Genomic DNA, 13,844 nt, shown 5'->3' with positions numbered 1-13,844 from the left:
GACATTCAATTAGAGTAACAGATTTATTACCAAGTATTTAAAAAGGAGTGGCTTACATGTCTCGTTTCGGTAAAAAACTGGTTATGGTCGGTATTTGGGCAGGGGTCGGTATACTGTTAGGTATGCAGTTCAGTGGCAGCGGAGGGGCAACCGTCTCTAAGCTGCTGCCAGGCTGGACCGACCTATCGACTACGCCAACCAGTCAAGTGACGGGCATGCAATCACAGCCGATAAAGAATGGGGTTACACAAGGTGGGCAGACTTATGTGTATGTTCCGATGGTGATCGACCCTATCACAGGTGCATACACACCTGTTTCTCCTTTGCCTCAGAATAGCAATCCTGCGCCAGCTACAGATCTTCCTCAGCAGGTGGTAGACGGGTATAATACGAAAACTCCGGAGCAGATTCTGATTCCCGAGGAACAAAAGCCGACAGTCGATGTGATAGCGGATAAAACGGCGGGTCTTCTGCAGCAAGCTTCTCAGAAGGGCATACGCTGGGTAGTCTCATTGTTCGATTCGGCGGAAGAATCACAATGATTTTAGGAGAAACAGTTATTTCACGGGTACGTGAATAACTGTTTCTTCTGTTTTACGTAAGGGCGGGATTGATGGAGTAAGCTTGTACTGTTATAATAAGTGGATTAATATCAGGCTGTCTGTGGGGGTAAGGAATGACTGACGTTCAGAAAAGACAACAACAAATTCGCAATTTCTCGATTATTGCACATATAGACCATGGCAAATCGACACTAGCTGACCGCATTTTGGAATACACGGGGGCACTAACCACGCGTGAAATGCAGGAACAGGTGCTCGATCAGATGGATCTGGAGCGCGAACGTGGTATCACAATAAAGTTGCAAGCCGTGCGTTTAACCTATCGTGCAGACGATGGTGTAGAGTATTATCTCAACTTGATTGATACACCGGGACACGTCGATTTCACTTATGAAGTCTCCCGTAGTCTTGCAGCATGTGAAGGCGCATTGCTGGTCGTGGATGCGGCTCAAGGGATTGAAGCGCAGACACTGGCCAATGTGTATTTAGCATTGGATAATAACCTTGAAATCCTTCCTGTACTCAACAAAATTGATTTGCCAAACGCTGACCCTGACCGGGTAAAGCAGGAGATTGAGGATGTTATCGGACTGGATACCAGTGAAGCGGTTATGGCATCTGCCAAAGCCGGTATCGGGATCAAGGAAATTCTGGAGCAGGTGGTGAAGCAGGTTCCTGCGCCATCCGGTAATTCAGAAGATCCGCTTAAAGCGTTGATTTTTGACTCTCATTACGATCCTTACAAAGGCGTTATCGTCTATGTGCGCGTAATGGACGGTAAGATCCGTGCGGGATCGAAGATTAAGATGATGGCAACCGAGAAGACCTTCGAGGTTATTGAAGTTGGCGCATTTATGCCACGTATGACCATTGTAGATGAACTGAATATTGGTGATGTTGGCTTTATCGTAGCTGGGATCAAGCATGTTGGGGATACTCGTGTCGGTGATACGGTTACTGACGCAAAGAATCCTACTGCTGAGCCGCTTCCAGGTTATCGTAAGATTAACCCGATGGTATACTGTGGTTTGTATCCGATTGAAACCTCCGATTATAACGATCTTCGTGAGGCACTTGAGAAGCTTCAGCTTAACGATGCTTCGCTAAGCTTTGAGCCGGAAAGCTCAAGCGCACTTGGATTTGGCTTCCGTTGCGGATTCCTTGGTCTCCTGCATATGGAAATTATCCAGGAACGGATTGAACGTGAGTTCAATTTGCCACTGATTACAACTGCACCGAGTGTTATTTACCGAATTATGCTGACCAACGGCGAAATGATTCAAATCGACAACCCGTCACATTATCCGGAAATCGGAACGATTGACTACATTGAAGAGCCATATGTTAAAGCAGCGATCATAGTGCCTAACGACTTTGTAGGTACCGTAATGGAGCTGTGCCAGAACAAACGTGGCGAGTTCGTAAATATGGAGTATCTTGATACTAATCGTGTAACGATTACTTACGAGATTCCACTGTCTGAAATCGTTTATGATTTCTTTGATCAGTTGAAATCAGGTACAAAAGGTTACGCATCCTACGACTATGAAATTTGCGGGTACCGTCGTTCGAATCTGGTCAAGATGGATATCTTGCTTAACAATGAGCAGGTTGATGCCTTGTCCTTTATCGTTCACCGTGATCGTGCTTACAACCGCGGACGTATCATTTGTGAGAAACTACGTGGGATTATCCCTCGTCAAATGTTCGAAGTGCCGATTCAAGCCTCTGTGGGTACGAAGGTAGTTGCGCGTGAAACCGTTAAGGCGATGCGCAAAAACGTACTTGCTAAATGTTACGGCGGTGATATTTCGCGTAAGCGGAAGCTGCTTGAGAAACAAAAAGAAGGTAAGAAACGCATGAAGCAAGTGGGCAGTGTCGAAGTACCACAAGAAGCATTTATGGCAGTATTGAAGATCGACGAGTAGAATTCAGGTAGGGCCGGGAGAATATCCCGGCTCTATTTTTTTTATCAGGAGAAGATTACAATAGGGGAAGGATTGTAAGCACATACAATGTAAGGGGAGTCCTTCTGTGAAGCGATTATATTTGAAACTTACGCCAAGTACCTTTAAGAATCGGATTTTGTTTGCTTTCTTGCTGTTGGTATTAACACCCATTGCGATACTCGTTCTATATAACTTCAAAGAGACAGAACAAATGCTGCAGGATAATGCGGAAACGAAGAACATAGAACAGCTTATTGGGATTAAGAATGGTTTTGTTGATCTCATGAGTCTCGTTATGAAAACAGGATTATTACTCGAACAAGATACGACGATTTTATCGATAATGAAGAATCCCGAGCAATCTGATGAAATCACAAGAAAAAAGCTTGTTGAAAACAAGTTTGGAGCGATAGAAAATACATTCTTCATGAGTGGAGCGACGGTATATTATACTTTAATCGACCTTCATGGAAACGCATACACTTCCTATATGCCGAAGGAAACCTTGAGCTACGACGAAATCCAATCGGAGGATTGGGTTCAAGCATTGAAGCGAGAAGGAGCGAATCGATATATATGGAATCCGAATGACAAGAACAATGTGGTCCGGGAAAGTACAACAAGTAAGAAAATGCTTAGTCTCTATGAGGTTATGCGTGATAATGGTTTGAACATTTATGCCTATGCAAGATTAAGTATCGATTATGAAGAGTGGTTTACTAAATCAACGTTAGGGAGTAAACAGGAAGGGTCTTTTTTTCTGCTCGATGCTTTAGGGAGAGTGATGCTTAATCCGGATAAGGATGAGACCTTTTCTCCTGATATTGCGCAGAGTATTGTGAAGAGCGCCAACCAGCGGCGGACAGAGCGTGCTGCATCCATCATCGACCCGAAGGAGAAAAGCCTATACACATACAGCTACATCGAAGAGTTGAATGGCTATGTCGTTAAAAAGGTACAGCTAGCACAGCTATTTCTTGAGGTGGACAAACAGAAACGACGATTTTTTGCTGGATTTGGAGTCATACTACTGCTATTTGTTCTATTAACCTATTTTATATCATCGACGATTACAGTGCCGCTTAAGAAGCTACAGAAGAAGATGGAGATGACCGCTAAAACGAATCTTAAAATGAAGTTACCCGAACATGGGCGCGGAGAGATACTTGCACTCACTCAGAGTTTCAATATCATGATCCATGATTTAAATGAGCTATTGCAGCGTCTTCAGCTTGAAGAAAAACAGAAGCAATTTGTTCGATTTCAGGTGTTGCTCTCGCAGATGAACCCGCATTTTCTACTTAATACATTGAATACGATAAAGAGCATCGCCTTAGATAAAGATGATGATGAAATTTATGGAATTTGTGTTGCACTAGGAAAAATATTGGAGACGACATTAAATACTGAAGTGGATTTGATCCTGTTAAAGGATGAGATCGTACTCATTGAATCTTACATGGAGATTCAGCGGCAACGTTTCGGACATGGGATTGAAATTCAATATGATATCAACGAGGAGTTACAATACGCATTAATCCCTAAATTCTGTCTTCAGCCCTTAATTGAAAATAGCTTGATTCACGGCTTCGGTCAGTCTGTGAAACAAGGGAGAATTGATATCTCCGCTAAGGTGACTGGTCAGCAGTTGTACCTGCAGGTTAGAGATAACGGCATGGGGATAGAAAGAGCACAGCTGAACAAGGCCACACGGAAACGAAAAGGAATTGGTGTTCAGAATATTAGGGAAAGCTTGGAGCTGTTGTTCAAGAATCAACGGACAGGTATGGACATTGTATCTTCGGACACAGGAACTGAAGTGATTATCCATTTTCCACTTCTTATTTCAAAACCTTATGATGGAGGTAAGCTCACATGTGGAGAACGTTAATTGTGGATGATGAACAACCTGCGGTTAAAAGTATACGGAAGCTATTCTTAAAGGCTGGAATTCCGTTTGAAATTATAGGTGAAGCGGAGAATGGAGAAGTGGGCTTGCAAATGATTCGTGAGCTTCGCCCTGATGTGGTAGTGACGGATATTAATATGCCAGTGATGGATGGGGTGAAGCTCCTTCAAGTTGCGCGAGAGGAAGGCTTCGACTGTCGATTTGTTATGTTGACCGCATTGAGTGAATTTGAATACGCTCGGCAAGCGCTCGTATTTGGGGCTTCGGACTACATTCTGAAGCTGTCTTTAGATCTCCAAGGCTTGAAACAGACGATGGGTAAGGTTCATGCCGAGCTGGAGCGAATGGTGAAGATGAAGAAGGCCGATAAATGGTTTCCTGAGAAGCAGCAAACAGGACCGACAGATCATGTAGAGATGAACAAAATTATAGCTTATATTGAAGAACATTATTCTGAGGACATCTCGCTCAAATCCATGTCAGAGCTGATACGAATGGATGCCAGCTATATCAGTGACTTATTTAAGAAAAAAACAGGGAAAACGTTGACGAATTATATTCAAGAGCGGCGTATTCAGGCTGGGAAAATGCTGCTTGCAGAGACGAAGCTGACAATTAGCGAGATTGGGCAGCAGGTGGGCTTTGAGAACGATAATTATTTTATAAAAATTTTCAAAAAGTGGTGTGGTGTCACGCCAAATGAATTCCGTAAAGAACCAAAAAACGTTCTATAAGTTCCCAAATGTAGTTCATCCCCCAGAATCCGCTCTGATGATAAAGTTATAGACGTAGAGCACAACACATAATCCTTCCAAGGGGGAAGATATCGATGAAGAAAAAGTGGTATCCTGCAGTGCTTTCTGTCTTATTAGCAGGTACGATGCTGGCTGGTTGTGGTAGTAGTGGAAGTAATGGAAGTAGTGGAAATAAAGATGCGCAGGGCAGTGCAAATGGACAAACAGCAAAGGAGAAAATAAAGCTTACGATGTGGGGGGCAGTTCCTGCAGAAGCCGGGCCTCAAGCTGTAATTGATAACTGGAATAAAGATCATCCAGACGTTCAAGTCGAGTATATCCGTAATGTAAATGACGATGCAGGAAACTTAAAGCTGGATACTGCCTTGATGACCAATCAAAACATAGACCTTTTCATGAACTACGATCTTGCTCATTTACAGAAACGTATGGATGCAGGCGTTGCTTTGGATCTTAGTACGAAAACAGATTATGATATCGACAGCCAGATCGGTGAGGACGCAGCAATGTGGAAGATCAATGATAAGTACTATGGGATTCCAACGAAGAAAAATATGGCGTTTGTATGGTTGAACAAAGATATGCTGGATGCAGCAGGATTACCAATTCCTGCGGTGGACTGGACTTGGTCGGATCTGGAGGAGTATGCGAAGAAGTTAACGAAGTCTGATGTGTACGGACTATTGCAGGCAGATTCCTCCTTCACATCAACGATGGACGGTACACTTGCTGGGATGGGTGTGAAGCAGGCGGATGGTACTTCGAACTTTGGGAATGATCTCTGGAAACAGCAGCTGGAAATATTGCATAACATGATGTTTGTGGATAAATCCACACCGGAATATGGGGAACAACTGACCAGTAAAATGCCGGTTGACACCATGTTCCTGCAAGGCAAAGCGGGAATGCTGGCAGCAGGTGAGTTTATTTTCAGAAATGCGAACAACTTGAAGGACTATCCGCATGATTTCAAAATCGCGTTCGCCGCTATTCCAAAAGTGAATAAAGATCAAAAGGATTATAAATATTCTGGCGGTGTAGGTGACGTACTTGCTCTTAATGCGAAGTCTAAAAACCTGGATGCAGCTTGGGAGTTCGCAAAATGGTATGCGGATGGAGGTATGCTGCCAATGGCAAGTGGTGGTCGTATTCCAGCCTCTAAGAGTGTAGACAGTAAAGAAGCGATGAGTCTTCTCTTGAAAGGTGTAGAAGACAAATATGATACAGATTCAATGAATAAAATTGTATTCGGCAAATTCCCATCCTTCCAGCTAAATGTACCTCAGCAAGCCATTGATGCACGTAAAGAAGAGTATGAAAAATACTTCTTAAATAAGCAAGATATTGATACCACGATGAAAAATATGCAAACCCGTTCGCAAGAGTTAATGAAATAAAGAAATCGTTAGCACAAAAGAGGAGGAGGAAGATGTCTTCGTTCTTCTCTTTCGTGTACCCATTTTTCAGCATACGAAAGGCGGCGATACCGTGAAGCGGAGAAGCTGGATGGACAGACAAGGCTGGATCGGCATGACCTTTATTCTTCCGAATATGATTGGTATTCTCTTATTCTTTATTATTCCTGCAATCTATTCCTTTGTCCTCATGTTTACGAATTATCAATTTTCAAATCCGAATTGGCAATTTACAGGGCTGGATAATCTCAAACGGTTGTTCCATGACGATAATTTCTATGCCTCGATCAAATATACGGTGATATTCCTGATATCGGTTCCAGTATCGATGGTGCTCGCTTTTATTGTAGCGCTATTTCTAAACCGCAGTGTGTATCTTAAAGGCTTATTACGTGGAATGTTCTTCCTACCGTATATCTCCAGTGGAGTAGCCGTTGCATTTGTCTGGATGCTACTATTTCAGCCTTCACAGGGACCCATCAATGAAATGCTTCGCTGGATTGGCATTACATCGCCGCCAGGATGGTTTGCGGATACGGAAACCGCGATGTATGCCATTGATATCGTACAGATCTGGCTGATGCTTGGCTACAATATGATCATATATTTAGCTGCATTACAGGAAATTTCGACAGAACAGCTGGAAGCTGCTCGGATCGATGGTGCAAGCACATTCAAAACAACATGGAAAATTGTATGGCCTCTTGTTAGTCCAACAACGTTCTTATTAATGATTACCGGATTAATTATGACGATGAAATCGTTCTCCATTATTCAAGCCATTACGGCTGGAGGACCTAGCGGAAGTACGACGGTATTATCACTATTTGTTTATAAAACAGCATTCAGTTATTACGATATGGGATACGCTTCAGCCATTTCATGGTTCTTGTTCGCCGTCATTCTCTTCATTACAGTCATTCAGTGGATCGGCCAAAAGCGTTGGGTTCATTACTAAATAATCCCACAAAGTGAAGCTTTGCGGGGGGCCCCGAAACCATAAATTAAAGGAGCAGGCGGTATGAATGATAAAGCAGGAAACATGATGGTCAAAATGCCAGTAACGATCATCATGTTTGTTCTAGGACTATTTATGATTGTGCCTTTCTTATGGATGCTTAGCACATCTTTTCAGACACCTACCGAGGTGTTTAAGAATTGGCTGCCCGCATCTCTCAACTGGAGCAATCATATTCGGGTGTGGACAGGAAACTATGATTTTGTTTCGTATTATTTAAATTCACTTAAGATTTCGGTTATTGGAACTGTAGGGGCAGTGTTTCTATCTGCCCTTGCCGCTTACGGATTTTCACGTACTTCGTTCAAAGGGCGAGATGGATTATTTGTCGTATATCTATCCATGATGATGGTTCCACCTCAGGTGCTTTTTGTTCCAAAATTTATAATGTTTAACTGGGTTGGGATTTACAATACGCATTGGGCTCTAATCCTACCAGCTATGTTTTCGATCTTTGGCGTGTTTATGCTTCGGCAGTTCTTCATGAGCATTCCTAAGGAAATTACGGAATCTGCTTTTTTGGATGGAGCGGGGCATTATAAGATATTTTTCCGCTTAATTCTGCCATTAGCGAAGCCGGCAATAGCAACGTTTGCTATTCTCGATTTCTCCTGGCAATGGAATGATTATGAGAATGCGCTTGTATTCTTGCAAAGCCCTAAACTATATACCATTCCGCTTGGATTGCAGAATTTTATTCTTGAGAACAATGTGGACTACAACGGGATGATGGCTGCTTCATCGGCTGCGATTATTCCAATGATCATTATCTTCTTCGTGGGTCAGAAATATATTATTCAAGGGATATCGAGTTCGGCTGTGAAAGGCTAACTATAGGAGGGATACTAACATGAGAACAGAAACGATTAAATCCGATGTGACAGTGGTCGGGGGTGGACTTGCAGGGATGAACGCGGCGATCGCAGCAGCGCGCCTTGGGTTAAAGGTAGCACTAGTGCAGAATCGTCCTGTACTTGGTGGTAACTCGAGTTCAGAGGTTCGGGTATGGGTATGTGGTGCAACAGGACATGGTGTAAATCGATATGCGCGTGAGACAGGCATTATGGGTGAGTTATTCATCGAGAATCAATACCGGAACCCGGAGGGGAATCCATACTTATGGGATCTAACCTTACTCGAAGCCGTGAAGGCAGAATCGAATATCAGCTTGTTCCTAAATACCGATGTGCGCGAATTGGAAGCGGAAGGTGAGGCAGAGAATCGTACGATTCGCAGTGTGACCGGCTGGATGATGGGATCTGAGCGGTTAATCACTTTTGTGAGCGGTGCATTCATCGATTGTACGGGTGATGGTTTAGTTGGCTTCCTAGCAGGAGCGGATTTTCGATTAGGACGTGAGGCCCGCCATGAATTTAATGAGGAATGGGCACCAGAAGTGCCTGATAACATTACATTAGGCAGTACATTATTGTTCTATACACAGGATACTGGAAAACCGGTACGTTATGTTGCACCATCGTTCGCGAAGGATATTACAACAACGTCGATCCCGATCCGCCGGGTCATTCGGAGTGGGGATTCAGGCTGTCACTACTGGTGGATTGAGTGGGGCGGTGAGCTTGATACGGTGCATGAGAATGAACTTATTCGCGACGAGCTATCCTCTGTTATTTATGGGATTTGGGATTATATCAAAAACTCAGGCCATTTTGATGCTGAAAATATGACGCTTGAGTGGGTTGGCTCGATTCCAGGTAAACGTGAATACAGACGGTTTGTTGGCGACACGATTCTAACGCAAAATGATATTCTCGCGCAGCGTGAATTTGAAGATCGGATAGGATTTGGAGGTTGGTCGATTGATCTGCATCCACCGCAAGGGATGTACGCTCAAGAGAGTGGCTCGAAGCATCTGCATGCGGACGGGATCTATCATATTCCATTTAGTTCGCTCTATTCGAAGAATGTGCGAAACCTACTCTTCGCGGGTCGGAATATCAGCGCATCTCATGTGGCTTTTGGAACAACGCGCGTCATGGCAACCTGTGCGATCATGGGTGAAGCGGCTGGTACAGGTGCAGCATTATCCGTCATCAAAGGTGTGACCCCTCGTGAAATTCGCGAGCAGCATATGCATGAATTGCAACAGCTGATGTTAAAGCAAGATGCTTCGATTATTGGATTGCGTAGCGAAGATCCACTAGACCTCGCGAGAAAAAGCGAAATTCATGCGTCCAGTACAATGAATGGTATACTGCTGGATCGTCCAGTTGAATCATATGAGCTTTCTCATGATGTAGGTATATTGTTTCCGGTTGAAGGAAATATCAGTGGGTTGAAGCTGCTTGTGTCAGCAAGTATTCAGTCAGAGCTGAACGTGGAACTATGGACGACTGGGCGTGCGGAAAATTACGTACCAGCGGAGTGCAGCCAGGTTGATGCTATAACATTACAAGCTGGAGAACAGCAATGGATTGATATTCCGGTACAAGAGGAGCAGTGGAGTTCAATTGGTGCATGTAATATCTTTGCTATTATTCGAGCTAATGAGCATCTTCAATTGCATATTTCGGAAACCCCAATTACAGGTGTCATTACATTTGAGCGAGGTGTTAAACCTGTAGTTGATTCAGCGCTGGAGGATCATCAGCCAGATCAGCCGGTGATGGAGTGGAGCATGAAACAACTTGTACGCAGGCATTTCTGCTTTGCAGTAGAAACTTCCGCATATGCTGCATCCAAAGTCACCGATGGGTATGTTCGACCTTTTGCAGGACCACATAGCTGGGTTTCTGAACCGATGACTGCTGGTAGAACGGAGTGGGTAGAGGCGCGTCTCCCGGATGCTGCTTCAGTCTCTGAAATTCATGTTACCTTTAACGATGATGTTAATGAGGATCTTATCAACTTACATCACCATGAAACGCCATTTCTAGTGATTCCTGAACTGGTAAAGGCTTACGATGTAGAGTTGCTCATTGATGGTGCGTGGCAAGTCATGTTCCGTGTCAAAGACAACCATCGCCGGAAGAACGTACATCGCTTAGAGAAGTCTGTCCTTACGGACGCTGTTCGAATCGTGATTCATGAAACTAACGGTGGAGAACGTGCAGAACTTGTGGAAATGCGGATTTATTAAGAGGAAAGGGCTTTGCCGTCCTTATAGGGACGGTATCCGTTTTTGCGAGAAATACAAAATATATAGGATTACGTAAAACTTATACTTTCTTGTATTTTAAAATAGAGATCATTTATAAATGATCACCCTTGGAGGGAAGCCGTCAGGCTTCCCTTTTCTTGTTTTTTAGATTACACTAGTCAAACGATATTTTTATATAAAGGAGACAGCTAATGACCACGAATACTAATGGCCGTCCCCCTGAGGCCGTATACATTCATATTCCTTTTTGTACCAATAAGTGCTTTTATTGTGATTTCAATTCCTACGTTCTCAAGGATCAGCCGGTTATGGATTATCTTGAAGCCTTGGATAGAGAGATGGAGCAAACTGTCAAGAACACCCCACCGGGTGTCATCAAAACGATCTTTGTCGGTGGTGGTACCCCAACAGTACTGAAGCCTGATGAAATGGCTTATTTTCTAAAATCTGTTCGAACACATTTCCCGAACTGGGATAAAGATATCGAGTTCTCTATGGAAGCAAATCCAGGAACAACGGATCTAGACAAGTTGACGGTTATGAAAGAAGGCGGCGTGAATCGGGTAAGCTTTGGCGTTCAGGCGTTTCAGAACGAACTCCTTACGGGCATTGGCCGGATTCATAATGTTGACGATGTATACCGTAGCTTGGAGAATGCTCGTGCAGTCGGACTTAACAACCTGTCGGTTGACCTTATGTTTGGTTTACCGAACCAAACTGTAGAGATGCTGGGCGAAAGTATTCGCAAGGCGCTCGAGCTAGATTTACCTCACTATTCTATTTACAGCTTGAAGGTGGAGGAGAACACACTTTTTCACACCCTATTTAATAAGAACAAACTTCCACTTCCTAATGAAGAAGACGAACTGCAAATGTACCTTTTGTTGATGTCATCTATGAAGGAAGCGGGCTATAACCAATACGAAATTAGTAACTTCGCAAAACCAGGTATGGAGAGTCGTCACAATATCACTTACTGGCGTAATGAAGATTATTATGGTCTCGGAGCAGGTGCACATGGATATGTGGGGCGCCAGCGGCATATTAATGTTAAAGGCGTAAATCCTTATATTGAAGCTACACGTAAAGGTCTGCCTCGATTGGATGCATTCCCAATCACTGAAGCAGAAGCGATGGAGGACTTTATGATGGTTGGCTTGCGTATGCATGAAGGCGTCTCTAATGAGGCTTTTCAAGCGCAATTTGGGCGTTCAATAGAGGATGTATTCGCGAAATCCTTGCATAAGATGCTGCATGCAGGTCTGCTTGAGCACGAAGAGGGCACTTACCGTCTCAGCAAGCAAGGGATCCTTTTTGGGAACGATGTTTTCGCAGAATTTGTAGGCGCACTGACAGAAGTTTAATTTTAAAATACCCCTTGAATTGTAATTCACTCTGTTGTATATTTATTCATATTATCAACAGAGGGGTGAATTAAAGTGCTTGCCAAGACGGAAATGATCCGCCATTCGTCTCCAGCAGGAGACGCACAGGTGACTTGCAGAAATGCAGTGGTAGAAGATGTTGAACCGTTGTATCTGATGATAGAAGAATACGCACAGCGCGGTATCATGTTGCCTCGTTCCAGGCAGGCGCTGACACGCCAGATCGATCAATTCGTTGTTGCAGAAATTGGTGGCAGATTCGTTGGCTGTGGTTCGCTCTTCAGGCTCGGAAATGATCTTGTAGAGATTCGCTCGATTGGACTGAATGACGAGGGTAAGGGTAAAGGTGTGGGCTCTATGATTTTAGAGAAGTTGGTTGAGGAAGCCAGAAACCAGAAAATCCCTAAGGTCATGGCACTGACCTACGCCGTAGATTTCTTTCTTAGAAACGGATTCGAAGTCGTCGAGAAAGAGATTTTTCCCGAAAAGGTATGGACAGATTGCGTGAATTGTAAAAAGCAGCATGCCTGCGATGAAATAGCAGTACTTAAGATGCTGAACTGACTTGACAATGTCAATGTCAGTTTGGTATTTTTGTATTAGTGGTTAGCACTCATCTGAGTCGAGTGCTAACGAATCGGAGCCAACAGCCGATAGGAGGGGATAACATGTTAACTGATCGCCAGAGAATGATACTAAATGCAATTGTAGATGATTATATTTCATCAGCAGAACCAGTAGGATCTCGCAGCATTTCTAAACGGGGTGATGTAGGGTACAGCCCTGCAACTATTCGAAATGAAATGGCTGACCTAGAGGATTTGGGTTATCTCGAGCAGCCTCATACATCGGCGGGGAGAATACCTTCCCATAAAGGATACCGATATTATGTGGATCATTTGGTACCGTGGAATTCCGCCGAAACGGCAGAGATGGGCACGATCCGCGCTTTTTTTGCCGAGAAGCTGAATGCGATGGAGCAGGTAATCCAACATGCGGCGATGATTCTTTCCAATATGACGAATTACACTTCCATCCTTCTGGGACCGGAGGTTTTTCATACATCATTGCGTCATTTTCAGTTGTTACCACTAGATGATAAAACCGCTGTAGCGATTATCGTTACAAGTACGGGGCAAGTTGAGAACCGTACGGTGAACATTCCACCGGAGATTTCCGTTTCCGAGATGGAGAAAGTGGTTAACCTACTGAATAGTAAGCTGGTCAATGTACCACTCTATAAGCTGAAGACTCGGCTGTATTCCGAGCTTGGCGAGGAAATGCAGCGTCACATCTCACATTATGAAGAATTAATGCAAGTGCTGGACATTGCGCTGGAAAGTGATCAAGAGCAGCGTATCTATCTTAGTGGAGCCACGAATATGCTTACACAGCCTGAGTTCAAGGATGTTGACAAGGTGAAAAGCATTCTTGATCTGCTAGAAGAGACGCCTACATTGCTCAAAATGCTGGCCCCTACAACAGGCGGCACAGGTATTCAGGTCCGAATAGGGACGGAGAACAATCATGAAGCGTTCGCTAACTGCAGTCTGATCACCGCCACTTATTCTCTTGATGGGCAGGCCCTAGGAAGCATTGGGATCCTTGGTCCGACACGAATGGAATATGCAAGAGTGATGGGGATCTTGGGCATTTTATCCCGAGATTTGACAGCGATGCTAGCACACTGGTATAAGTGAACAGAGTCAACATTGATTACGTGAATGAT

The 13,844-nt window shown here is 44.0% G+C and carries 11 protein-coding genes; all 11 read left to right on the top strand.

Features of this window, described 5'->3' with window-relative positions; genetic code table 11:
* Positions 1–56: 56 nt before the first annotated feature.
* The 11 genes from QNH28_RS22930 (at position 57) to hrcA (ending at position 13,815) form a co-directional block, all read left to right on the top strand.
* On the top strand, positions 57–542 hold the full coding sequence (locus tag QNH28_RS22930; protein WP_283908687.1) for a hypothetical protein: 486 nt from the start codon (positions 57–59) through the stop codon (positions 540–542).
* Positions 543–676: 134 nt separating this feature from the next.
* A complete protein-coding gene (gene lepA, locus QNH28_RS22925) occupies positions 677–2,491 on the top strand; it encodes a translation elongation factor 4 (protein ID WP_283908686.1) in 1,815 nt (604 codons plus the stop codon).
* A 106-nt stretch (positions 2,492–2,597) separates the two neighbouring features.
* Positions 2,598–4,403, top strand: a complete 1,806-nt coding sequence (locus QNH28_RS22920; protein WP_283908685.1) for a cache domain-containing sensor histidine kinase — start codon at positions 2,598–2,600, stop codon at positions 4,401–4,403.
* Positions 4,388–5,155 carry a response regulator transcription factor gene (locus QNH28_RS22915; protein ID WP_076299684.1) on the top strand — a complete coding sequence of 256 codons (768 nt, stop codon included), beginning with the start codon at positions 4,388–4,390 and terminating at the stop codon, positions 5,153–5,155. The genes QNH28_RS22920 and QNH28_RS22915 overlap by 16 nt, the downstream gene beginning before the upstream one ends.
* Positions 5,156–5,250: 95 nt before the next feature.
* Entirely contained in the window at positions 5,251–6,573 is a 1,323-nt protein-coding gene (locus QNH28_RS22910) for an ABC transporter substrate-binding protein (RefSeq protein ID WP_283908684.1), read from the top strand.
* 91 nt (positions 6,574–6,664) lie between these two features.
* A complete protein-coding gene (locus QNH28_RS22905; protein WP_283908683.1) occupies positions 6,665–7,549 on the top strand; it encodes a carbohydrate ABC transporter permease in 885 nt (294 codons plus the stop codon).
* Positions 7,550–7,612: 63 nt separating this feature from the next.
* Positions 7,613–8,440: a carbohydrate ABC transporter permease gene (locus tag QNH28_RS22900; protein WP_283908682.1), complete on the top strand. Its 828-nt coding sequence runs from the start codon at positions 7,613–7,615 to the stop codon at positions 8,438–8,440.
* Between the two features lie 19 nt (positions 8,441–8,459).
* Complete coding sequence (locus QNH28_RS22895; RefSeq protein WP_283908681.1) at positions 8,460–10,709, top strand: FAD-dependent oxidoreductase; 2,250 nt, start codon at positions 8,460–8,462, stop codon at positions 10,707–10,709.
* Positions 10,710–10,921: 212 nt separating this feature from the next.
* Positions 10,922–12,094, top strand: coding sequence for a radical SAM family heme chaperone HemW (gene hemW / locus QNH28_RS22890; protein WP_283908680.1), 1,173 nt, complete (start codon positions 10,922–10,924; stop codon positions 12,092–12,094).
* Between the two features lie 93 nt (positions 12,095–12,187).
* Positions 12,188–12,679, top strand: coding sequence for an N-acetyltransferase (locus QNH28_RS22885; RefSeq protein WP_283912242.1), 492 nt, complete (start codon positions 12,188–12,190; stop codon positions 12,677–12,679).
* A 104-nt stretch (positions 12,680–12,783) separates the two neighbouring features.
* Complete coding sequence (gene hrcA, locus QNH28_RS22880; protein WP_042191003.1) at positions 12,784–13,815, top strand: heat-inducible transcriptional repressor HrcA; 1,032 nt, start codon at positions 12,784–12,786, stop codon at positions 13,813–13,815.
* The last annotated feature ends 29 nt before the right edge of the window (positions 13,816–13,844 follow it).

Origin of the sequence: Paenibacillus sp. G2S3 (genome assembly GCF_030123105.1) — a bacterium.
Lineage (GTDB): Bacteria > Bacillota > Bacilli > Paenibacillales > Paenibacillaceae > Paenibacillus_AQ.
The sequence above is the reverse complement of the archived record's forward strand: the minus strand, read 5'-3'. Positions and strand labels throughout refer to the sequence as shown.